Source organism: Falsihalocynthiibacter sp. SS001 (assembly GCF_042445055.1).
Lineage (GTDB): Bacteria > Pseudomonadota > Alphaproteobacteria > Rhodobacterales > Rhodobacteraceae > Falsihalocynthiibacter.
This window is the reverse complement of record NZ_CP170339.1, coordinates 2,810,393-2,832,837: the sequence shown is the minus strand read 5'-3', so window position 1 is coordinate 2,832,837 and position 22,445 is coordinate 2,810,393. Positions and strand designations below refer to the sequence as shown.

The window sequence follows — 22,445 nt, the reverse complement described above, 5'->3', positions numbered from 1 at the left end:
GCCCCAGAGGACAGTATGCACAAAAATGTTTTGACCGCCGCCTTCGTACTTTCGGGAATTGCACAGGCCGCCCATGCCGATGCACCGAAAGTTGTGACCGATATTGCACCGATTTATTCTATCGTTTCCAAGGTGATGAATGGGGTAGGTGAGCCGACACTGATCGTTGAGCAGGCAGCGTCGCCCCATGATTTCGCGCTTCGTCCATCACACGCGCAAGCGCTAGAGCAGGCAGATGTGGTCGTGAGTGTGAGCGAGGGACTCGCTCCTTGGCTCGTGCGCCCAATCGAGACCCTCGCGACGCAAGCGGAGGTGATCTATCTCGCAGAGATCGAAGGAACGAAAGTTCTCGATACACGCACTGGCCATGGTGTTCACGAGGCACATGATGACCATGAAGAGCATGGCGACGATCACGAAGGCCACGACGATCATGGTGATGACGATCACGCGGAGCACGAGGAGCATCACGATGATCACGGGCATTCGCATGGCGATGAGGACCCGCATAGCTGGCTTAATCCAGATAATGGCGCGCTCTGGGCGGTTGCAATCGCCGATGTGCTTGCCGAACAAGACCCTGAAAACGAGGGTGTTTACCAAGAGAACGCAGCAAGTTTTGTGAGCGAGTTGGCCGAAGTGTCAGCTGGCATTGAAGAGACCCTAAAGAGCGCAAATGGCGCATTCGTTGTACAGCACGACTCGCTTCAGTATTTTGAGGATCGGTTTCAGTTCCCTTCCGCCGGTGCAATAGCGGACGGTGAGGCGGCCGACCCAGGGCCGCGCCGTCTCAAGAATATTCGGGCATTGATCCGCGACAACAAAGTGACCTGCGTCGCGGTTGAGCCGAACTTTGACGATCGGATCATCCAAACAATCTCGCCCGATAACGAGCTTGCGATTGTCGTGGCTGACCCGCTCGGAGGGAAGCTCCCGTTAAACCAAGACCTCTATGTGGCGACACTTACCGATATCGCCGAGGGGCTTGCTGAATGTTCTACGCGGTAATGCCGTAAAAACGTTGAGCCGTTGCACCGAGAATGTCGGATTTCTCTGAGTCTGGTAAGTCTGCGATCAAGGATTGAACGCAGGCGAACCATTCCTCATAGGTTCCTTCAAGCTCTAGCACCGGCCAATCGCTTCCCCACATCAGTCGGCTAGGGCCGTAGTTCTCGAGTAGGGTTGCTACGGTTGGCGCTAGGTTTTCGGCGTTCCAGCCGGTGCCAAATTCCGTTGCTAGGCCCGAGATTTTTGCGTGCAGCTGCGGATGTTTTGCGAGGCGCGCCATTCCTTCTGCCCATTCCGTTTGGAACGGTTTATCGAGTCCGATGACGGGCTTGGCGGCGTGATCGACGACGATGGGCAATTCAGGGATCACTTTGGCCAGTTGGTCAATCGCATCAAGGTGGCGTGGCGTGATCAGAGCGTCAAATTTCAAACCGATTTCGGCGGCATGCCGCAATACATCGATCACTTCTGGGCGAAGAATCCAGTCTGTATCCTCGATGCCCTGAAGGACCGGACGGATGCCTTTGACAAGGTCGATCTTGGACAGTTCATCAAGCGTTTCGTCAATATTGGGTTGGGTGAGGTCAACCCAGCCCACAATGGCGCCTATGAAATCCCCTGCTTGAGTTTGATCAAGGAGGAATGCGTTTTCGGTGATGGACTCGCTTGCTTGGACAAGTACCGTTTTTTGCACGCCAGTGCGTTGAAGATGAGGCAGGAGATCGCGTGGAAAATAGTCGCGACGGATTTTGTCGAGGTCTTCGGTGATCCAGTCGTAAACGCCGCGGTGAATTTGCCAAAGGTGGTGGTGAGCGTCGATAATCATGCCTGTTAGTCCCATTTTACGCTAGTTTGAAGTGTGCGGCGCGCCGATTGCAGATGCGTCATGAACGCTGTGCGCGCCTTGTCTGTTTCGCCATCAAGCAGGGCGTGAATGACGGCCAGATGCTCTAGGGCGGCGACACGGTTTCGCTCCTTCTCGGCGGTCTTTTTCCAGCGGTAGTGATAGTGAAAGATGAGCGAAATAAGCTTGTAGAAATCTTCAATAAATCGGTTGTCTTGCGCTTGAATAAGTTGCCTATGGAAACGCTCGTCCAAGCGCGAGAATTTTGGATAGTCCGTGTCCAAATTCGCCAACATATCGTCATGCTCGGCCTTCAATTCCAATAGGGCAGCGCGGCTTTCCTTGGTTAGCGGCGCGGCGCAGAACGTTTGCAGCGCGCGGATCTCAAATATTTCGCGGACATCAGAGAGCTCCTCTGCGAAACTTGGGGTGAAGCCGTGAAGCACCCAATGGCGGTTCGGTTCTTTTTCAATGAGGCCAAAGCGGGAAAAACGAATGAGGTATTCCCGTATTGCCGAGGAGCTTACGCCGAATTCGCGGGCGAGTTCACTTTCGCGTAAAATCGTTCCGGGCGCGCGATCACTGCCGAGAATATAGTCCATAAACAGGCTCTCGACCTTGGCACTGGCAGAGCGGGTTTCATCCGTGGCGTAGTAATCCGATTTCTCAGGCGCGCGTAGAATGGTTTTCTTGCGGCCTTCCCAATGGATGATTTTGGATTCGTCCAGATGCTCAAGCACGGCACGAATGGTTGTTCGGCTTGTGTTGAGCTTATCGGCGAGTTCCGTTTCCGGCGGGAGGAGCGAATCCTCGTTCATTGTCGCAAGGTAGTCCAGCGCGCGATTATAGGATTTCTTATAGACGCTATTGGTGCGAGACACGTGCTCTGACCCTGATTGTTGTTCAGTATGCGGATGTTAATGCGGGACTTCGCGAGGATGATAGGCCGAAATCTGGCTGTTGTCGAAAGTTTTTATTGCATAAAATTACAGAAATTGATTGATTGTGCGTCGAGCGCCTCTCGCGCCGGTAGTGGCTGGGGAGCAAGAGAATGAAACTAGTTTAGACAGGTCATTATCAGCATGAGCGAACGCGTTAAGACACCGATATTCCAGTTTGGCACCAGCCGCTTTTTACAGGCTCACGCGGACCTGTTCATCGCCGAGGCACTAGCAAAAAACGAGGCCGCGGGGCGCGTAGCGGTTGTGAAGACAACCGACGGATCGGCGCGCGCGGATCGCCTTGTTGGGCTGACGCAAGAGGGCGGTTATCCCGTTCGGATTCTGGGGCTTGAGAACGGTCAACCCGTCGACCGCACGCAGCACGTAACCTCTGTCGCCAAGACGTTTTCGACATCCGAGAATTGGTCGGAACTCGTTGAGCAATTTGTAAGCGATGCGGAGTACGTAATCTCGAATACGGGTGATAAGGGCTATGCGGCACAGCCAGCGGATGGGGGGCCAGATTTCGATCAGGCAATGTCATTCCCTGCCAAACTAGAGCAGTTGTTATTTGCACGATTTGAAGCGAACGCGCGTGCACTCACCATCCTGCCGATGGAGCTTATCGTAAAAAATGGCGCGGTTCTAAAGGCTCGTGTTCTTGAGATTGCTTTAAAGCGTTCCCCAGAGTTTCGGAATTGGCTGGATGCCGATGTTATGTGGCTCGATTCGCTTGTTGATCGGATTGTTTCAGAACCCATTGAGCCTGCGGGCGCGATTGCAGAGCCATATGCGCTTTGGGCGATTGAGAGGCTGGACGGCTTTGTTCCGCCGGTTCGGCATCCCTGTGTGAAAATCGTGGAGAGCCTTGAAGTTTCGGAGGCGTTGAAGCTATTCATCCTTAACCTTGGACATACGTATCTGGCGGATCGTTGGCTGACCGAGACTTCACCGCCCGCCTTGGTGCGTGAGTATTTGGACGACACACCCGCGCTCGCGGATTTGAAGGATCTATATGCGGTTGAGGTGCTTCCAGCGTTTGCCGCAGCGGGATTGCAAGAGCAAGCCGAGACCTATGTGGCCACAACGTTGGATCGGTTCCGCAACCCGTTCCTGGATCATAAAATTCAGGACATTGCGGGGAACCACAATGAGAAAATTCAACGCCGCATTGGTGATTTCATCGCTTGGGCACACTCCAAGGGTTGCACCGCGCCCAAACCACGTTTAGCCAAAATAGTTAAGAAATCAGAGGATAAAGAGCATGTTTGATCAATGTGAAATAGGAAATACAGGCGTTGAAGTCAGCCGCGTTTCACTGGGTACCGCAGCTATTGCGAATATCTATGCCGAAGTTTCAGATGACGATGCGCGTGCAGTTCTAGAAGAGGCGTGGAAAAAGGGCGTGCGCTATTTTGATACGGCTCCGCACTATGGTCGTGGTCGTGGAGAGGCGCGGTTGGGGGAATTTCTGGCGAGCAAAAACCGCGATGAGGTCGTGATTTCGACCAAGGTTGGCCGTGTTCTTCGCCCCGGAGAGCAACGCGCCGAGGCGGATGGTTTTGTGAACCCATTACCAAACGATGTGCACTATGACTATTCCGCCGAAGGGTTTGCCGAGAGCCTTGAGGGCAGCCGTGAGCGTTTGGGGACATCCAAGATCGATATCGTTTTTGTGCATGATATCGGTGAGCTGACCCACGGCGAGGCAAATGCCAAGCACATGCAGGATTTGTTTGAAACAGGATTGCCGTATCTTGAGAGCTTGAAACAACGCGGAGAAATCGGAGCATATGGCCTTGGTGTGAATGAAAACGAAGTCTGTGTTGAAGTCATAAAGAGGCACCCGATTGACGTTATCTTGTTGGCAGGGCGGTGGACGCTCTTGGACCGTACCGCAGAAGCCGAGCTTGTGCCTTTGTGTCGCGAGAAAAATGTTAGCCTTGTGATTGGGGGCGTCTTTAACTCGGGTATCTTGGCGACGGGACCAAAAGAAGGGGCGCACTTTAATTATGAACCTGCGAGCGCCGAAATTCTGGCGCAAACACAGGCTTTGCAGGATAAGTGCGCAGAATATGACGTCGCATTGCCGACGGCGGCGCTTCACTTCGGATTGGCCAAAAAGGAAGTTGTAAGCGTTCTGATCGGGACTGGTAAGGTTTCGTCGCTCCAGCGGAATCTGGATGCGTTGCAGAAAGATATCCCGAGTGAGCTTATCCGCGAGCTGTTCTAGGGCGTCTGATTTCCCTGTTGAAACGCTGGGAGGCTTGTTAATAGGTGGGCTTGCCGATATATCCGGCGAGCCCACTTTTTTATGCGGTCTAGTAAGGTGACAAAATGACGAAAAGCTATGTGACGACGCCCATCTATTATGTGAATGCGGCTCCCCATTTGGGACACGCGCATACGACAGTCATGTGTGACATCATGATCCGCAACCGCAAAGCCAACGGTGTTGAAACACGCTTTTCCACGGGTTGCGACGAGCATGGGCAGAAGAACCAAGAGTCCGCAGAGAAGCTTGGTTTGCCCGTTGACGAATATCTGGACCTGCGTTCGTCGGAGTTCAAGAAGGCGTTTGACCTTTTGAATGTTGATTACGACTACTTCGTCCGCACAAGCCGCCCATTCCACAAAGAGCGCGTTGCCCAAATGGAGCAATCCATGATGGACGCCGGTTTGATCATCAAGAAGGAGTATTCGGGAATCTATTGTAAAGGGTGTGAGCAGTTCAAAACTGACTCCGACCTTAATGATGATGGCCAGTGTTTTGACCACCCGAACCTGTTTGTAGAGGAGATCACCGAGGCGAACTATTTCTTCCCGATGGAGCCGTTCCGCCAGCGCTTGTTGGATCATATCGAAGCGAATCCGGACTTCGTTCAGCCTCAGAAGTTCCTTACCGAACTCAAGAATATGCTTAAGGAGCCACTTGAGGATTTGTGTATCTCGCGCCCGAAATCGCGTGTGACGCTTGGGGTCGAGCTTCCGTTTGATAAGGACTACGTAACCTATGTTTGGTTCGACGCGCTTATCAACTACCTGACGAATTTGGGCTGGCCCGAGAACGATTATCAGGAGTATTGGGCCGAAGTAGAGCACGTAATCGGTAAGGACATTCTCAAGACGCACGGTGTATATTGGCCGATCATCCTTATGGGGATGGGCGAGACGCTTCCTAAGAAGCTCTCTGTGCATGGTCACTGGCTCGGAGCGGGGGGCGTGAAAATGTCCAAGTCGCTTGGCAATGTTGTTGACCCGCTTGAAGTGGTCGAGAAGTTCGGGGCGGATGCGCTTCGCTATTACTTGGCACGGCATATGCGCGCTGAAAACGATAGTCAGATTTCGGTCGAACTAATCCAAACCGCCTATAATGGAGAGTTGGGTAACAAGGTTGGAAACCTTCTTTCGCGTGCGGCTAAGTTTGCTTCTGATCGTTTGGACGGCAAGGTTCCTGCGAAGGGCGCGTTGACAGTCGAGGATGAAGCCGCGCGCGCCACCGCTCTTGCTGCTGCAGAAAAGTTTGCCGAAGTGTTTACGCTGGCCGAGATTTCGTCGCGGACAGAGGCGCTTATTCAAGCCGCAGATGAGTTGAATACATATTTCACCGAGCAAGCTCCGTGGAAGTTGCTCAAAGATCCCGAAACAGAGGCGCGCGGGCAAACAGTGCTCTATGTGACGTTGGACAGCTTGCGGGTACTATTTGAGGCGTTCCGCCAAATTATTCCAGAGTCGGCAGACAAGGCGCTCGCAATTCTAGGGTGTCCTGTATCAGATGCCGAAGCGTGGAAGCCCTCGCTTGATCGGCTGGCCGAGAGCAAGGAATTCGGTGAAGTTCTTCCTCTATTCCCACGCGTAGTATAACGAGAGGCGCCCAATGTGGCGCCTTTTAAATTTCCGTCGCTGTCATGCCGATCTTGGCCATTTCGGTCCAATACTCAGGGAAGGTTTTGCCGACGCACTTCGGGTCCTGAATGACGATGCCATCAAGGCGAATGGACGCAAGCGCAAAGCACATCGCTATGCGGTGGTCGTTAAAGGTGCGGATTTCGGTCATGTCGGCGTCCGCGACGAGGTCCTGTGATCCGTTGACCAAGAGATCGTCGCCCTCAACTGTCGCGAGGTTTGCGTTGATCCGCACGAGACCCTCACGAAGCGCTTCGACGCGGTCGCATTCCTTGACACGAAGGTTCTTGAGCCCAACGAAGCGGACAGGTGTTTTGTTGAAAGCGGCGAGTACGGCGAGCGTTGGCACCGCATCCTGCATCTGAGAACCATCAACCGTTGCGGGCATATTCGGGAAGGTGCGGATAACGTCTAGTGCTTTGGCGTCTGGCTGGGCCGTTTCGCCTTCTTTGGAGTTGGATATCGTTACCTCGCCTTTCGAGAGGGCATCCGCAGCCCAAAGATAGGTGCAGGCGGAGTAGTCTGGCTCTACGGCGTAGTTCGGGGCGTTGTATTTCCCTGCAGGGATTGTCCAAGCTGCGTCGTCGTTTGATTTCACGGTTACGCCGAACTCTTGCATAATGCGCGTGGTGACATCAAGGTAACCAGCACCATCAAGACCATCTGCGTTCTTGAGGGCAATCTCCAACCCTTTTTCCAAACGGGGCGCCATCATCATTAGGGCGGAAATATATTGCGTCGATAGGCCCGCATCAATTTCGACCCGCGTGCCGATTTCGCCTGCGCGACCAGCGAGGGTCACGGGCGGGCAACCTGTTTCACTATTTGCGTTAAAGCCAAGTTCCTGAAGTGCCGTAATGAGGGGCTGAATTGGGCGGCGCTGCATGTCCTCGTCGCCAGTGATGACTGTCTCGCCGTCAGCCAAACAGGCCGCAGCCGTCAGAAAACGCGCTGTGGTTCCCGCGTTCCCAACAAAGATCGGAGAGGTGGGCGCATTGAGCTTGCCGCTACTTGTGACAACCGTTTCAACAGGGTTCACCGCGCTGACCGAGACACCGAAATTGCGTAGGGCCTCTGCCATGAGCTCGGTGTCTTTGCTGACCAAGCATCCGGTAAGCTTGGTCGTGCCTTCGGATAGGGCAGCCAAGAGGAGAGCGCGGTTTGTGATCGACTTGGAGCCAGGAACGGCAACCGTCCCTGCGAGTGTGCCCTCGGTCACGGAAAGCAGGATCTTGGAGTCGTCAGTCGAGTGGGTCATTGCGCGATCCTTCTTTGGCTGTTTGCGATTGTTTTACGCAGGTGTGCACAAGGCCGCAACAATGGATTCCGAGGCAGGGCGGCTGCCTCGGAAAGAGTTTAGCGTGCAGCCCAAAGTGCGCCGCGTTCCATCATGGTTTTCATTTCAGGAACTTTGAACTCATCGGCAATATGTCCGAGTGCGGAATAGAACACGCGCCCTTTGCCAAACCGACGCTTCCAGACAACGGGCATTACGACACCGTCAATCTCGTCAAAGCGACTGCCGTCGAATGTTGTGGTGGCGAGCACTTCGATCGAGGGGTCAATGTGCATATAATATTGCTCGGAGTGATAGGCGAAATCGGAAATGCCATCTGTGATTGGGTCGTCCGTTTTGGTTATCTGTACGGTGTAGTCAATGATGTCGCCCGGATGGGCAACCCACTGACCGCCAGTCATAAATTGGTAGTCGGGTTCGTTTCTGAAACTGTCACACATTGTGCCGTGGAAGCCCGCAAGCCCCGATCCAGCGCGCACCGCGGCAAGAAGATTGGTTAGTTCCTCCTTCTCGATTGTGGACATTGTAATGACGGGCATGATGAGGTCAAACCGCCCAAGGTCTGGGTCGGCGAATGCTTCGGTAGAATCCTCTAGTGTCACGTCAAATCCGGCATCTTCTAGCGATGCTTTCATGACCTTTGCGCTTTCTTGGGGGGTGTGGCCGTCCCAGCCTCCCCAAACGATGAGGGCTTTCTTGATTGGCATTTCTCACTCCTCCTTGAGTTTTCCAAATGGCAAAGTATCAGGCAGCGCCGCAGGGCGGTCGCATTGATGTTTGAGTGTGACGCGGCGGCCTGTTTCGGCCGAGGTCAGGATCGCTTCCATCGCTTCGAGAACGTGCAGCGACAGTTCAAGGCTTGCGCGTTGCGGGCGATCATCCAGAATGGCTTGGGCCATATCCGCAAGGCCAATGCCGCGATAGTTGTCGTCGCCGTAGAGATGCGTTTGAGGCACATTTTCCCAATCCCCGCTCGCTTTGCTTACTTCTACGTCGCCATCAAATCTGTTTGGATCTGGGACGATCATTGATCCCTTGGAGCCATAAAGTTCGATGTGATTATGGGTGTGTTTGTGAACGTCAAAGCTTGTTGTCAGGTTGACCTGAGCGCCACAGGTGAAGCTTAGAACTGCGGAAATGTGGGTTTGGACGTCGACGTTGAATTTCTCGCCCTTCCTAGGACCGGAAGTGATCTCTCGTTTGGCGTAGGCAGCCTTGGCGACGCCGGTGACGGACTCAATTGAGCCGATCATATTGATGAGTGCGGTGATATAGTATGGCCCCATATCCATGAGCGGGCCACCACCCTGTTGATAGTAGAAATCGGGATTAGGGTGCCATGCCTCGTGGCCCGGGCACATCATATAGGCAGAGCCAGCGAGGGCCGCGCCAATTATGCCTTCATCGACAGCCTTGCGTGCCGTTTGGTGAGAACCGCCGAAAAACGTATCAGGCGCACAGCCAACGCGAAGGCCCTTTTGCGCGGCGAGTTCGACAAGTTTCAGCGCCTCGGAGAGGTCAATCGCCAAGGGTTTTTCTGAATAACTATGCTTGCCTGCGTTCAATATTTGTAGCCCGACAGGCACGTGGTGTTGTGGTGTGGTCAGGTTAAGGACGAGCTCTATCCGATCATCCGCGAGCAAATCTTCGACGCTAAGCGCTTGGATGCCATAGGTTTCTGCCTTGGCAATCGCTGCGTCGGGATTGATATCGGCGCAGGCGATGATTTGCATGGCCTCAAATTGCGGGGCCGCTTTGAGATAGGCGTCCGAGATGTTGCCGCATCCGATGACACCGACGTTGACTGATGTTTTCATTTTTCCTCCTTCGCCAACCATGGCGCATTATAGAATTCACGGAGTACAAAAGCGGTGGCTCCTCTTGCCACGTTTTGTGGGTTCGCGGCCCGAAACTCTAGGGTCGTTTGGTTAAGGTGCTGTTTGGCTGTGTTCTTGTTGATGCTCGCGATGAGTTCGTCTGAGATGTGCTCAAGAAAGGCGCTGCTGTCGCAGGTTAGGATAAGCTTCTGAGGGGCAAAAAGGTTTAGTACATGCGCAACGCATTGGCCCAAGACATCCGCAAGTAGCGATGCGTGTTGGGGGGAAACTGCGGCGAGTAGGTCGGCCAGTGATTGCCCCGCTTTGCCGTTCAGTTTGGTGAGCGCAGAGAGTGAGAGGTACGCTTGTGCGCAGTCAACTTGGCCGCATTCACATACTTCACCGTTAGCACGGATTTTGGTGTGACCGATTGCGGGGGCGAGACGTCCATGAGCGCCATTGGACGGAATGATGGAGAGTTCGAGCGTTTCGTGAAAGACAACAAAAGCGCAGGTGCCGTCGTGCCCCGTCCATTGATGATCCAATGCCAACAGGTTTGCATGGTTTTCCAAGAATACCCTGAGGCCGGTTCTCTGGGCGAGAGTGTCGCGTAGTTCGGGTGTTACGGAGGCGAATGTCGCTTCGGCGGTGCATGTGGCATTCTCGAGATCAGTTAGGCTGGGAATTCCGATGCAAATGCCATTTACGCGACGCTGGTCAATATTCGATGCAGCGCAGGCTTCGCGTAGGATAGGAGTGATGAAGTCGGCGATCTCGAAGGCAGTTAAATCGGCAAGGCGGCGTTTATGCCGAGCGGTTATCATGACGTCACCGCGAAAATTGGTTAGGGACAGCGTGAGGCCATTAGCGTCAAGCGCGATGCCGAAGGCATAGGCGGCGTCGGCCACAAGTGCCAGCTTTACCCGTGGACGGCCGCGCGAAGGTTCCTCGGTGTGGCTTGTTTCGATCAGGCCCGTCTCAAGCAGAGCGCCAGTGATTGCAGAGACGGTTGTGCGGCTTAGTTGTGTGCGGTTGGTAATCTCAATTCGGGAAATCTCACCGCTTTGTCGAATCGTCTCAAGGATGCTGAACTTATTGATTTCGCGCATCAAAAGTGGGTCTGCGATCTTGAGCAAAACGGGAATTCCTATTTAGTACGGAGTCCTGAATAAATAGATTTTGGGATATATCAAGGGGGTTATTCAGACTTAGAGACTCTTGATGTCCAAATAGATCGGTAAGTGGTCGGACGCCTTGCGCGTGGTTTCCGAAGTAAAGACTCCATACTCCGCAGGCTCAATGGTTGGAGTAATGACAAAACGGTCCAGTGGCAAAGTCGGGCGAGAGGTATGGAAGCTGGGACCAGGTGTTAAGAGTGTGAATTCGTCTTCGAACACTTCACCTGCTGCGCCGTGCAATCGCCATTCATTGAAATCCCCAGCAAGAATACAAGGGATATCGTCGGGCAATGCATTCATATAATCGCAAAGTACGGTTGCCTGCTTGGCGCGCATGCTTTTTTGCAGGGCAAGGTGAGCACCGATAATGCGGAACTTCTGGCCGTTTTCGTTTTGAAACAATGCGGTGACTGCGCCGCGCGGCTCGAAAGTTGGGAGTTCGATCCGTTCGCAGGATATCTGTTCATAGTGCGGACCAAAAAGAATTGCGTTTCCGTGCCAGCCATAACTGCGCGGGCGAACGGCGATATCAACATAGGTGTAGTTCAGCCCGTCGGGGTCGATGCGCGCGGGGAGGGTGCTTTGACGCGCGCCCGAGCGGCGGTCAACTTCTTGAAGGACGACGATGTCGGCTGAAATTTCCCGAAGAACCTTGAGGATTCGTTGCGGACTGCGCTTCCAGTCGAGGCCGACAGATTTGCGAATGTTGTAGCTCGCGATGCGCATATTGAACCGTTTTGTTACGTTCACTCTGTTCGTTTTGCCGCATGAAATGCCTGAATACAAGGCGCATTCGGTGTTCCCGATTTGGTGAAGCAGCGCACGGATGTCTAGGGGGGCGTTAGGACATTTTTGTTAAAAACGGCGCTGTCTGAATTGAAAGCACGTTCTCGCAAATGTCGAAGGGGTAACAAATGAACATAGCCATCACCGAAAGATTGGAACTTATGCCATCTGCATTTGCGGGCGGATTGGATGTTTGGTCATCGCAAGACGGAACGGCGGGATCGGATACTTATGATGGTTCGCCGTATGCAGCGATTGTCTCGGCGGATCAGGATTTTGGCAGCTGTCTGGAGCTGCTCAAGACGAACACGACCCAGAAACTGCATTGGATGGGAAAAACACCGATAATCCCCGGTTGCTATTTGCGCATTAGTGCGCGGGTGAAAGTGGTGAGTGGCAACTTACCAGACGTCCAGATTTCGGGCTGGGCCGGTGAAGCGCAAGATGCGCACGTGGCCGGGCTTGTCGAAGTGGGGCCGACGAAGACTCTGGAAGGCTACGGCGATGTTGTTGAAGTATCGGCGATTGTCGGAACAGGCGCGCGAGTGGGTGTGGACATGCTTTGGGGGCTGACGGCAACTTATGGGCATTTTGGGCTTACGTTTACGGGGCCGAACGGGTCGGTGGTGCGTATAGATGATCTGCGCATTGAGGATGCGACGGATGTGTTCCTGCGCGATATGATGGACTGGGTGGACGTGCGTGATTACGGCGCGATTGGCGACGGTGTTACCGATGATTCTGATGCGTTCACGGCTGCCGATAATGCCGCCAACGGTCGCGAGGTTTTGGTGCCGGCGGGGGTGTTCAGGCTTAATAGCAACGTAACATTCATGAACCGTGTGCGGTTTCAGGGCTCGGTTTCTATGCCCGTATCGGCACGGTTGGCTTTGACCAAGAATTATGACTTGGGGACTTATGTCGAGGCATTTGGCGGTGATGAAGTACTGGCGTTCAAAAAGGCTCTACAAGCTTTGTTTAATTTCACCGATCACGATTCACTGGATATGCAGGGGCGCCGGATCGAACTTACCGAGCCGATCAATGTTCAGGAAGTTGTCGATAATATTTCGGGGTATGCGGTGCGACGCGTCATTCGGAATGGTCAGTTCAATGTTGTCGATGGCCCCGCGTGGAACGATGAGGTTGTGACCTCGGTCGCGAAGTATTCGGAGAATGACGCGAAGGTTCTGACCAACGTTGATAATATCGCGAATATTGCGGTTGGTTCGCTCGTTGAAGGCGCTGGCGTTGGACGTGAAGTATATGTGCGCGCGGTCAATGTAGGGGCGAAAAAGGTGACGTTGAGCCAGCCACTCTTTGGGGCGGCAGGGACGCAGAATTATACGTTTACTCGATTTAAGTATGCATTGGATTTTAGTGGCTTCTCGGGGTTGGACAAGTTCGTACTTTCGGACATTGAGTTCCAATGTAACGGGCACGCGAGTGCGATCATGCTTGCGCCTGACGGGCTGGCATTTCAAGTGAGGGATTGTTTCATTACGAAACCTAAGGACCGCGGAATTACGTCGCCTGGTGGTGGTTGTCAGGGGATGCTGATTGATCGGTGCCAATTCTTGTCGAACGAACAGTCTATGCGCTCACAAGATCGAACAACGATTGCGGTTAATGTGAATGCGAATGACACCAAAGTTCGTGACAACCGCGTCGTGCGCTTTGCATCGTTTGGTGTTTGGAATGGTACGGGGCATTTGTTCTCGGGGAACCACTGGTTCCATGGTGACGGCGAAACAGATGGCATCCGTAAGGCGGGGTTGATCTTTACGACGACGAATCCAAAGTCGACAATCGTTGGAAATTATATCGATAACAACTTTATCGAAATGACGAACGAGCACGATGCGACCCCTGATTTCAATAGCGAGTTCTCATTTGGTGGGCTGACCATTACTGGTAACATTTTTACAGTTAACGATGTGGCGCCGTGGTTTAATTGGATTGTTATCAAGCCATATGGGACAGGGCATTACCTTCAGGGGCTGAATATCTCTGGAAACGTATTTCGCGCACTGAACGGAAGCATTGATCGTGTGGATCATGTCGATGAGACCTATGCTAGTCTTGACATGAACAAGGCGCGCAATGTTGTCGTTGAGGGAAACACGTTCAACTTGGTGAATGAGCCGATTTTTAATCCGCTGTCTTTCCGTCACACTGAGGAATCTGACTCATCAAGCTGGACCGTTGATACCGAAAAGAAGCTGCCGTTCGGCGGCATGACCAAATCAATGGTTGGGTTGGTTCCGGACGGGAAAATTCTTCGATCAAGCAACACACATGTCGTGGAGTTCCCATACACCTCATTGAAGCAGGGGAGCGATCAGGATGAGCTTAGGGTCAAGTGGTCGGTGGCGTGCCGTGGGACGGTGCATTTGACGGTTCGGATGGATACGCCGACGTAATACGCGCTTCAGGACAGGAGAGGGCGAGCGATTGCCCTCTCATTACGTTTGGTGGAATCGCGGGGTTGCGCTAGGATTCGGGAATAGGAGGAGTTTATGCCAAATATTTCAGTATCTGCCCCCGTTCAAACCGTTGTCACCACATTTGAAATGACGCCGGGGACATGTCAGGATTTGCTTGAGGCGCTGACAGAGGCGTATGACGAATTTATCAGCAAACAGCCCGGATTTATCGCAGCGGGTTTGCATGTAAATGACGCCCAAACACGCATCGCGAACTATTCACAGTGGAAGCGCCGCGAAGATTTTCAGGCGATGTTACGCACGCCCGAAATGCGAAAGCGAAATCGCGCAATTAATGAACTCTGCAAGAGTTTTGAGCCAGTGATGTACGAAGTGGCGGCCGTTTTTTAGGCGCTACTCAGGATATTTTAACCGGCACTGCGCGATCCATTCCGAGACTTGCGATTCAAGCTCTGTTTTTCGCTGTTGCAGGCTGGCAAGTTTGCGTTTCTCTTCTTGGATGTCTATTGCTACAGGGGTGCTGATCGTACGTGTGTATGTTTGAGGGCAAGCGTAAGCACGCCGCGCCGCGTAGTAGCACGTTTCATACACGGTATACGGCACTCGCTGAACGTTATAGCCGAACCCACGCGCGATGTTTGCTTGGGTCTCGGCGACCAGACCAGTAACAGTCCGAAGGTCCCGCGTCGCGGAGTTTACACAACGTTCCTGTTGCGTGGCGCAGCCAGCGAGAACGACCAGTGCGCAGGCGAAGGCTGTTAATTTAGAAACGGTTATGGCACGCATGGATACCCTCCGATCACGGAAATAAGCCCCTATAATAGGACAGTTTATGCCACTGGAAAACCCCGTGGATTCAGCGGCTCAGAACTTGGCCGTAGATTTTCCACGGTGTGTGCGTGTACCTCCTCGGCCCGCTGTACTACGCCCTCGTTTTTGTGCTGCTGAATTGCTTGCGGCGTCAATTGCCGATTGGCGGGCCAATGGATCGTCGGCCACTGCAAGCTCAACCGCCTCCAGCCGTTTGACTTCGTCACGCAGGCGCGCGGCTTCTTCGAACTCGAGGTTCTCTGCGGCCTTGCGCATATCTTGGCGAAGGCCGTCCAAATGGGCCGCCAGATTTGCGCCGACCATTGGCTTGTCTATCTTGGCCGTGACGCGGTTCATGTCGACATCACCCTGATAAAGACCCGACAGCACGTCATCGACGTTTTTCTTGACCGTTTGCGGTGTGATGCCGTGCGCCTCGTTATAGGCCATTTGCTTTTCACGGCGACGGTTTGTTTCGCCGATTGCGCGCTCCATGCTGCCAGTGATCTTGTCGGCATACATGAGAACCCGGCCCTCAGCGTTTCGCGCTGCTCGGCCAATTGTCTGCACAAGAGAAGTCTCACTCCGAAGGAAACCTTCTTTGTCGGCATCAAGGATCGCGACCAAGCCGCATTCGGGAATGTCCAGCCCCTCTCGGAGCAAGTTGATCCCGATGAGCACATCGAAAGCACCAAGGCGCAAGTCCCGCAGGATCTCTATGCGTTCAAGTGTGTCGATATCGCTGTGCATATAGCGCACTTTGACACCCTGTTCGTGCAGGTATTCGGTGAGGTCTTCGGCCATACGTTTGGTGAGTGTCGTCACCAAAACACGGAACCCATCTGCGGTAACTCGGTGAATTTCGTCGAGTAGGTCATCCACTTGGGTTGTGACAGGGCGTACCTCGATGACAGGATCGAGTAGGCCCGTCGGACGGATAACCTGTTCGGCGAAAATACCGCCTGATTGTTCAAGCTCCCACTTCGATGGTGTCGCGGACACAAAGACAGACTGGCTTCGCATGGCGTCCCATTCCTCAAATTTGAGCGGACGGTTGTCCATACAGCTCGGAAGGCGAAATCCGTGTTCGGAAAGGGTGTGTTTACGACGATAGTCGCCTTTGTACATTCCGCCGATCTGCGGGACAGAAACGTGGCTCTCGTCGGCAAAAACGATTGCGTTATCAGGGATGTATTCGAAAAGAGTGGGGGGCGGCTCGCCCGGAGCGCGGCCCGTTAGGTAGCGGGAGTAGTTCTCGATGCCGTTGCAGAACCCCTGCGCCTCAATCATCTCCAGATCAAATTTGGTGCGTTGCTCAATGCGCTGGGCTTCGAGTAGTTTCCCCGCTGCTTCGAATTGCTTGAGACGTTGGTTGAGTTCAGCTTTGATCGACTTGATCGCCTGAAGCAGCGTTGGTCTTGGGGTCACATAGTGCGAGTTCGCATAAATCCGCACGCGATCCAGTTTGCCAGTGCGCTCGCCCGTGAGCGTGTCGAACTCGGTAATGGTCTCTAGCTCGTCACCAAAAAACGAGAACCGCCAGCCGCGATCTTCTAGGTGGCTTGGCCAAATCTCCAGACTATCGCCACGAACGCGAAACGTGCCGCGCGAAAATGCGGCGTCATTCCGACTGTACTGCTGGGCAATAAAGCCGGCCATGATTTCGCGCTGGCTGTAGGATTCACCGGCCTCTAGATCTTGAGTCATTTCGGTATATGTTTCGGGACTCCCGATACCGTAAATACAGGACACCGAGGCAACGATAATGACATCGTCCCGCTCCAACAGAGCCCGCGTGGCCGAGTGGCGCATGCGGTCGATTTGTTCGTTAATCTGGCTCTCTTTTTCGATAAAAGTATCGGACCGCGGGACATATGCCTCGGGTTGATAATAGTCATAGAAAGAGACGAAATACTCGACCGCGTTGTCAGGAAAGAAGCCTTTGAATTCCCCATAAAGCTGTGCGGCGAGCGTTTTGTTAGGCGCAAGGATGATCGCGGGCCGCTGGGTTTCCTCGATGATTTTCGCCATCGTAAAGGTCTTGCCCGTACCTGTCGCGCCCAAGAGAACCTGATCTCTTTCGCCAGAATTAATCCCCTCAACCAGTTCTTTGATCGCGGTCGGTTGATCGCCCGCCGCGCTAAACTCGGTATGCATGACAAACCGCTTACCACCCTCGAGTTTCTGGCGGTTGTGCGGCTTTTGAGGGGTCTCTGGAATATTCATGAATCGGTTCCTTGTGCGCGGATAGATTTGATCACTTTTTGTTCCACTTCAAGGGGAGGGGCCGTTTCTCCTGCCAGTTAGTTCGAAAATGCAACCTAAGAGTGTTTTTTAGTTGCGGTATGAAAATTATGTGCCTAACCTGATCTTGTAGCAGCAGCATGATTGCTGGCCTCGGCAACACCCCAATCGCTCCCGGTTCGATGGCCAGCAATCTCTGCCGCTTCTCTCCCCCTAAAATTGCAATGCTTTGGACTTGATTCTGTTTGCGAAATATTGCCATAAGTCCCCAAGCTAAAGGGAGTCAGACATGCGCGCTCGAATCTATCAGCCATCCAGAAATGCCATGCAGTCCGGCATGGGTAAAACGAAAGTTTGGATTCTTGAGTTTGCTCAGGCTTCTGCGCGCGAAGTTGATCCGCTTATGGGTTGGACGAGTTCGAATGACACCCAAAGCCAAGTGCGCCTAAAGTTCGACAGCAAAGAAGCCGCGCTTGAGTATGCAGAAGCAAACGGGCTTGATGCATTTGTTCAAGAGCCTAAGACCCGCAAGCCGGTTATTCGTGCCGGTGGGTACGGCGAGAACTTTGCGACAAACCGTCGTGGAGCATGGACGCACTAGCTGCTATCTCTGCACAGCGCTGCTCCAGAGCATCTGGATTAGCAACCTAGCCGCCATTCGATTTTCGCTTGAACTTCACTATGGCGTAGCTAAGAAACACATACTGCGGCTCCGTAGCTCAACTGGATAGAGCAAGGACCTTCTAAGTCCGAGGTTGAGGGTTCAAGTCCTTCCGGGGCCGCCAATTTCCCTGATCCGTAAGTTTTTACAGAACCCAAGTCCAAGCCTTAACAAAGCCATCAAGCTGTCCTAAAGATAGGCGTATCTTGATGATGAGTTTTGACGAAAGTGCTTGATATGCAATTGCCCACGGTCGCCTCCCTTTGGATTGGCGGGAATCTTAGCTATATTGAGCAAGTTTGCCTTAAGTCGTTTGCAGATCATGGGCACCGCACAATTCTCTATACATACGAAAACGTGGATAATTGCCCTGATGGTGTCGAGATGCTTGACGCCAATAAAATTTTTCCCGCTTCGGATTTCATTCGTCACAAGTCCTCTGGTTCGCCTGCGGTTCATGCGGACTTGTTTCGGTACCGAATGATCTCTCTTCAAAATGTGATCTGGGTCGATGCCGATATGCTGTGTATGCAGCCATGGGCGTTCAAAGATCAGTTCGTGTTCGGGTGGGAGAAAACCAACAGACTAGTCTGTAACGCAGTATTTGGATTGCCGCGGTTTTCTCGAACGTTGGCAAGTTTGAACGCGTTTTGCGAGAACGAGTATCCAATCCCGCCTTGGATCGAAGGTGAGGAGCGGGATAAGCTAATTGCGGCGGCAGAACGCGGCGAACGTGTCCATGTATCGGAATTGCCATGGGGCGTATGGGGACCTGCAGCGGTTACCTATTTTCTAAAGCAGTCGGGAGAAATTGAACACGCGATGCCGCAAGAGGCATTCTATCCGATCTCGTTCAAAAACCGACGTGACCTCCTCAAGCCCGGCGATGAAATTGATCGGCAGTTGACCGATGGTTGTTATGGCGTTCACTTGTGGAATAGGCGTTTGAGCCGTCGCTTGATCACCCATGAGAATGGCGTTGCTCATCCAGAAAGCTTCTTGGGTCGCGCGTTAAAACGCCATAATATCGACCCGTTAAACGCGCCCATTCCAGATCGGCCGCCGACCGGCTTTAAGACGCAAGATGAAATTGCCAAAGAAGAGGTAAGTCAGCCACAAGAGGTGCCCAAGCCAAAGCCTCAAAGCCTGCCGCTGGCCACGCTTCAACAAACGCGCGAATACCAAACCGCGATAAATAACCTCGAAGCGCGCACGAAGGCGATGTGGCCAGCGCTATCGCCGCCCGAGGAAAAGATAACGCAAGACAAGATACTTGTGCTGACCTCCATGAAAAACGAGGCGCCGTTTATTCTTGAGTGGATCGCATATCACAAGGCAATCGGGGTCACGCATTTTCTCGTTTATACGAACGATTGTACCGACAACACCAACGCGATGCTGGATCGTTTGGCGGAACTCGGGATTGTCACCCGTCTTGATAACCCGTGGGACCCTGCATCGGGCAAGAAGCCACAGCACGTTGCGCTAAACGATGCTCAAAAACAGCCGGTGCTGCAGGACGCAGATTGGGTATTGACGATTGACGTGGACGAGTTCGTGAACATTCACGTCGGTGGGGGCACTTTCCCCGAATTGTTCGAGGCTTGTAATGATCCGAACGTGATTTCCTTTACTTGGAAGTTTTTTGGAAACGACAACATCCGCGAATACCAAGATCGCCCGATCATGGAGCAGTTCACGGCCTGCGCGCCGGAATTCATCCCAAAGCCTCGTTTGGGATGGGGCTTCAAGAGCATGGTGCATCGCTCGGCGCCCTACACTAAAATCGGTGTTCATAGGCCGCTGAAAATCGAGAATGATGAGGCTGTGTCGCGCGTTCGTTGGGTCAATGGCTCTGGCCGCGTTATGCCTGAAATGCTTTTGACAAATAACGGTTGGCGCTCCACCAAGCGTTCCCTTGGGTACCGATTTGCGACATTGAACCACTATATTCTGAGGTCGGCCGAGAGCTTCTTGGTGAAGCGCGATCGTGGGCGTATCAACCATACAGAACAGGATCAGGGCATCGATTACTGGATGCGCCGAAATTACACATCCGAGCAAGACCCGCGCATGATTGAGCGCCTGCCGATGATGGAGAAAGAGCGTTCTGCTCTCTTGGCGGATGAGCAATTGTCTAAACTGCATAATGATGCCGTCGAGTGGCACAAGGCCAAGATCGCAACGCTAAAGGCGGATTCTGCCTATGCGGAGTTGTATCACGAGCTCACAGAAATTGCGCGACCTGATGCCATTTATCTGACCAAACCAGAGCAGGAAAGCGCGGGGGATGATGACGACGAAGGAACTGGCGTGGCCATTCCCGAACCAGAATTGAACACTCTCTCACCTGAGCAAGCAGAGCAAAAACTCGGGTACCTAGAGAGTTTGCTGAACGCAAAGACCGCACATAGTGATTTGAATTCGGTTCAAGTGGATCCCCCCGAAACAACTTCATCAGATTTCCACACACCAGAGCCGCCGGTTTCTGCCATTACCGGTGAATTCAAAGAGCGCTACCGCGACGCGCGTGCATATGCAGCGAAATGTGGGGGCTTCTTTTGGGAGGGGCCTGATAACGCTTTGTTCTTTGAACCGCGTGGCAAACGGCTTGTGATCGTGTTTGATAATCTGAGCGTGGTAAAGACAGATCAGCAACGATGGCCCTGGGGTTACAAGGTGCTCTCGGAGGAGCTTGATTGTTCGATACTGGGTGTCATGGCGTCACAGCGCAATTGGTTTAGGCATGACTTTGTGCACGATTGCTTTGATTTGCTGAGCAGCAGCCAGTTTTTCGACCAATTTGACGATGTGCTTTTCTATGGCACATCGATGGGTGGCTTTGCGGCGCTTAGTTACTCTCGTTGTGTACCCAATGCCCGCGTGCTCGCCGTAGCTCCGCAAACAACGCTAGATCCTCGTATAATGCCGGATGATAACCGCTGGGGGTGGCGCAAGAAGCTGGACTGGGATGGTCGGTATTGCGACGCACGTGGCGCTACGGATGCCGCCAAAGATGTCGTCGTAATTTCCGACCCATACTTCGAATTAGATCGCGTTCAGGTCGACCGGCTCGAAGGCCCGAATATTCGCAAACTGCGAATGCCGTTCTTTGGTCACCAGCTTCCGAATGCGTTCGTCAAAATGGGGATCATTAAACCTCTCTTGCTAGATATGTTTGACGACAACTTGACGAATGAGCGTTTTTACAAGCGTCTCAGAGCGCGCCGCGATCTTCCGAGATATCAGCATGATTTGTTAATGGAAGCCGAAAAACGTGGGCACGTAAAACTCGCGATTCAGGTTTGCGAATATACGCTCAGAAAGCGCGAGGCAGGTAACATTCGCAGGAGTCTGGAACGACTACAAAAAGAGTTGGAGCAGGCGGAATAATGGCGCGGCGTCTCATTATTACCTGTATGAAGAACGAAGGGCCTTTCATCCTGGAATGGCTCGCTCATCATTTGTCGATCGGGTTTGATCACGTACTGGTTTTTACCAATGACTGTGATGACGGCACCGTGGAGCTCTTGGATAAGCTTTCCGAGCACGGTTTCGTAACGCGCATGGATAATCCCTATCTAAATATGCGCCACGGTGTGAACCCGCAAAAAGGTGCTTTGAAATACGCTCAGAATCTGGATCTAGTTAAGGATAGCGAATGGATTCTGATCTCGGACGTGGATGAATATGCAAACATCCATGTTGGAGATGGCGAGTTGGACGATCTATTTGCCGCAGTTCCAAAGGCAGAGATGATTTCAATGCAGTGGCGCTTGTTTGGTAACGCCTCGCAGAAAGGATATGACGACGTTCTCCTCACCGAGAAGTTCACAAGATGTGCGCCAGAATTCTGTCACACGCCGATTCAGGCTTGGGGAATGAAAACGCTCTTCAAAACACAGGGGCCAGGAATTGCCGGTTCATACGGTAAGCTGGGTGTGCACCGACCTTTGCGCAAAATGATTGAGGGACAGGTTCCGTGGGTGAATGGTTCCGGTGCGCAGGTGCCAGAGGATTATTACGACGAAGGTTGGAGATTTGGCATTCGTGATTACGGATATGAGCTGGTTACGCTGAACCATTACGCCGTACGCTCCGCCGAGAGCTTTCTTGTAAAGCGCGACCGTGGCCGTGTGAACCATGTCAACCGCGATCAAGGTAGCATTTATTGGCTTCGGATGAATTTCAACATGGAAGAGGACACTTCAATCCAACGACGCGTCCCCAAGACGAAAGCAATGTTGGAAAAACTGCTTGCGCTGGAAGGCATCAAAGAACTTCACGAAACTGCCGTCGCACTGCATCGGCAAAAGATACAGGAACTACTTGAACGTGAGGATATGAGCGCGTTTTTTGACGAGATCACTTCCGAGAAAATGGACATCATCTCGCGCCACCTAAACTTCGTTTCGCGCGGAAGCTTTCAATCGGGGCCTAAGACGATTCCCGATGAGCTAATAGATAGGCTGCGCGAAGTGCCAGTGCTCAGCTAAGACTGATCGT

General features: G+C 52.9%; 18 protein-coding genes and 1 tRNA gene. 10 read left to right on the top strand and 9 right to left on the bottom strand.

Annotation, left to right across the window (positions count from 1 at the left end; genetic code table 11):
- Positions 1-15 precede the first annotated feature (15 nt).
- Positions 16-1,008: a zinc ABC transporter substrate-binding protein gene (locus ACFE33_RS13535; protein WP_380054390.1), complete on the top strand. Its 993-nt coding sequence runs from the start codon at positions 16-18 to the stop codon at positions 1,006-1,008.
- Here the strand turns inward: ACFE33_RS13535 and ACFE33_RS13530 are convergent.
- Positions 998-1,834: an amidohydrolase family protein gene (locus tag ACFE33_RS13530; protein ID WP_380054387.1), complete on the bottom strand. Its 837-nt coding sequence runs from the start codon at positions 1,832-1,834 to the stop codon at positions 998-1,000. The two genes, ACFE33_RS13535 and ACFE33_RS13530, sit on opposite strands and share 11 nt — an antisense overlap.
- 5 nt (positions 1,835-1,839) lie before the next feature.
- A complete protein-coding gene (locus ACFE33_RS13525; protein WP_380054384.1) occupies positions 1,840-2,733 on the bottom strand; it encodes an FCD domain-containing protein in 894 nt (297 codons plus the stop codon).
- Positions 2,734-2,934: 201 nt separating this feature from the next.
- On the opposite strand from ACFE33_RS13525, the gene ACFE33_RS13520 reads away from it, so the two are divergent.
- The 3 genes from ACFE33_RS13520 to metG all read left to right on the top strand — a co-directional run bounded on the left by ACFE33_RS13520 (position 2,935) and on the right by metG (position 6,657).
- Positions 2,935-4,065, top strand: a complete 1,131-nt coding sequence (locus ACFE33_RS13520) for a mannitol dehydrogenase family protein (protein ID WP_380054381.1) — start codon at positions 2,935-2,937, stop codon at positions 4,063-4,065.
- Positions 4,058-5,026 (top strand): aldo/keto reductase, encoded by a 969-nt coding sequence (locus ACFE33_RS13515; protein ID WP_380054378.1) that lies wholly within the window; start codon positions 4,058-4,060, stop codon positions 5,024-5,026. The genes ACFE33_RS13520 and ACFE33_RS13515 overlap by 8 nt, the downstream gene beginning before the upstream one ends.
- 104 nt (positions 5,027-5,130) lie before the next feature.
- A complete protein-coding gene (gene metG, locus ACFE33_RS13510; protein ID WP_380054375.1) occupies positions 5,131-6,657 on the top strand; it encodes a methionine--tRNA ligase in 1,527 nt (508 codons plus the stop codon).
- 25 nt (positions 6,658-6,682) lie between these two features.
- Here metG and ACFE33_RS13505 read toward each other — a convergent pair whose 3' ends face one another.
- The 5 genes from ACFE33_RS13505 to ACFE33_RS13485 form a co-directional block, all read right to left on the bottom strand.
- Positions 6,683-7,957 carry a 3-phosphoshikimate 1-carboxyvinyltransferase gene (locus ACFE33_RS13505; RefSeq protein ID WP_380054373.1) on the bottom strand — a complete coding sequence of 425 codons (1,275 nt, stop codon included), beginning with the start codon at positions 7,955-7,957 and terminating at the stop codon, positions 6,683-6,685.
- Positions 7,958-8,055: 98 nt separating this feature from the next.
- Complete coding sequence (locus ACFE33_RS13500) at positions 8,056-8,703, bottom strand: ThuA domain-containing protein (RefSeq protein ID WP_380054370.1); 648 nt, start codon at positions 8,701-8,703, stop codon at positions 8,056-8,058.
- Between the two features lie 3 nt (positions 8,704-8,706).
- Positions 8,707-9,813, bottom strand: coding sequence for a Gfo/Idh/MocA family protein (locus ACFE33_RS13495; protein ID WP_380054367.1), 1,107 nt, complete (start codon positions 9,811-9,813; stop codon positions 8,707-8,709).
- Entirely contained in the window at positions 9,810-10,949 is a 1,140-nt protein-coding gene (locus ACFE33_RS13490; protein WP_380054365.1) for an ROK family protein, read from the bottom strand. Before ACFE33_RS13490 ends, ACFE33_RS13495 begins: the two co-directional genes overlap by 4 nt.
- Before the next feature lie 72 nt (positions 10,950-11,021).
- Entirely contained in the window at positions 11,022-11,741 is a 720-nt protein-coding gene (locus ACFE33_RS13485; protein WP_380054363.1) for an endonuclease/exonuclease/phosphatase family protein, read from the bottom strand.
- Positions 11,742-11,905: 164 nt separating this feature from the next.
- Between ACFE33_RS13485 and ACFE33_RS13480 the strand changes: the two genes are divergently transcribed.
- Together ACFE33_RS13480 and ACFE33_RS13475 are read left to right on the top strand one after the other, a co-directional pair.
- A complete protein-coding gene (locus ACFE33_RS13480; protein WP_380054360.1) occupies positions 11,906-14,200 on the top strand; it encodes a glycosyl hydrolase family 28-related protein in 2,295 nt (764 codons plus the stop codon).
- A 96-nt stretch (positions 14,201-14,296) separates the two neighbouring features.
- Positions 14,297-14,614: an antibiotic biosynthesis monooxygenase family protein gene (locus ACFE33_RS13475; RefSeq protein ID WP_380054357.1), complete on the top strand. Its 318-nt coding sequence runs from the start codon at positions 14,297-14,299 to the stop codon at positions 14,612-14,614.
- A gap of 3 nt (positions 14,615-14,617) precedes the next feature.
- Here the strand turns inward: ACFE33_RS13475 and ACFE33_RS13470 are convergent, their stop codons facing one another.
- Both ACFE33_RS13470 and uvrB read right to left on the bottom strand, forming a co-directional pair.
- On the bottom strand, positions 14,618-15,010 hold the full coding sequence (locus tag ACFE33_RS13470; RefSeq protein ID WP_380054355.1) for a hypothetical protein: 393 nt from the start codon (positions 15,008-15,010) through the stop codon (positions 14,618-14,620).
- 78 nt (positions 15,011-15,088) lie between these two features.
- Positions 15,089-17,260, bottom strand: coding sequence for an excinuclease ABC subunit UvrB (gene uvrB, locus ACFE33_RS13465; protein ID WP_380054353.1), 2,172 nt, complete (start codon positions 17,258-17,260; stop codon positions 15,089-15,091).
- A gap of 307 nt (positions 17,261-17,567) precedes the next feature.
- Here uvrB and ACFE33_RS13460 point away from each other — a divergent pair, with 307 nt between their 5' ends.
- The 4 genes from ACFE33_RS13460 to ACFE33_RS13445 all read left to right on the top strand — a co-directional run bounded on the left by ACFE33_RS13460 (position 17,568) and on the right by ACFE33_RS13445 (position 22,435).
- Positions 17,568-17,879: an ETC complex I subunit gene (locus tag ACFE33_RS13460; protein WP_380054351.1), complete on the top strand. Its 312-nt coding sequence runs from the start codon at positions 17,568-17,570 to the stop codon at positions 17,877-17,879.
- Positions 17,880-17,986: 107 nt separating this feature from the next.
- A tRNA-Arg gene (locus ACFE33_RS13455) sits at positions 17,987-18,063 on the top strand.
- Positions 18,064-18,176: 113 nt separating this feature from the next.
- Positions 18,177-21,332, top strand: coding sequence for a glycosyltransferase family 2 protein (locus tag ACFE33_RS13450; RefSeq protein WP_380054348.1), 3,156 nt, complete (start codon positions 18,177-18,179; stop codon positions 21,330-21,332).
- Positions 21,332-22,435, top strand: coding sequence for a glycosyltransferase family 2 protein (locus ACFE33_RS13445; RefSeq protein ID WP_380054345.1), 1,104 nt, complete (start codon positions 21,332-21,334; stop codon positions 22,433-22,435). The genes ACFE33_RS13450 and ACFE33_RS13445 overlap by 1 nt, the downstream gene beginning before the upstream one ends.
- Positions 22,436-22,445: the final 10 nt, after the last annotated feature.

Coding starts and splice junctions, on each gene's coding strand:
- metG (WP_380054375.1), top strand. CDS start 5,131: ATGACGAAAAGCTATGTGACGACGCCCATCTATTATGTGAATGCGGCT.
- ACFE33_RS13500 (WP_380054370.1), bottom strand. CDS start 8,703: ATGCCAATCAAGAAAGCCCTCATCGTTTGGGGAGGCTGGGACGGCCAC.
- ACFE33_RS13480 (WP_380054360.1), top strand. CDS start 11,906: ATGAACATAGCCATCACCGAAAGATTGGAACTTATGCCATCTGCATTT.
- ACFE33_RS13470 (WP_380054355.1), bottom strand. CDS start 15,010: ATGCGTGCCATAACCGTTTCTAAATTAACAGCCTTCGCCTGCGCACTG.
- uvrB (WP_380054353.1), bottom strand. CDS start 17,260: ATGAATATTCCAGAGACCCCTCAAAAGCCGCACAACCGCCAGAAACTC.
- ACFE33_RS13520 (WP_380054381.1), top strand. CDS start 2,935: ATGAGCGAACGCGTTAAGACACCGATATTCCAGTTTGGCACCAGCCGC.
- ACFE33_RS13515 (WP_380054378.1), top strand. CDS start 4,058: ATGTTTGATCAATGTGAAATAGGAAATACAGGCGTTGAAGTCAGCCGC.
- ACFE33_RS13530 (WP_380054387.1), bottom strand. CDS start 1,834: ATGATTATCGACGCTCACCACCACCTTTGGCAAATTCACCGCGGCGTT.
- ACFE33_RS13495 (WP_380054367.1), bottom strand. CDS start 9,813: ATGAAAACATCAGTCAACGTCGGTGTCATCGGATGCGGCAACATCTCG.
- ACFE33_RS13505 (WP_380054373.1), bottom strand. CDS start 7,957: ATGACCCACTCGACTGACGACTCCAAGATCCTGCTTTCCGTGACCGAG.
- ACFE33_RS13450 (WP_380054348.1), top strand. CDS start 18,177: ATGCAATTGCCCACGGTCGCCTCCCTTTGGATTGGCGGGAATCTTAGC.
- ACFE33_RS13535 (WP_380054390.1), top strand. CDS start 16: ATGCACAAAAATGTTTTGACCGCCGCCTTCGTACTTTCGGGAATTGCA.
- ACFE33_RS13460 (WP_380054351.1), top strand. CDS start 17,568: ATGCGCGCTCGAATCTATCAGCCATCCAGAAATGCCATGCAGTCCGGC.
- ACFE33_RS13475 (WP_380054357.1), top strand. CDS start 14,297: ATGCCAAATATTTCAGTATCTGCCCCCGTTCAAACCGTTGTCACCACA.
- ACFE33_RS13445 (WP_380054345.1), top strand. CDS start 21,332: ATGGCGCGGCGTCTCATTATTACCTGTATGAAGAACGAAGGGCCTTTC.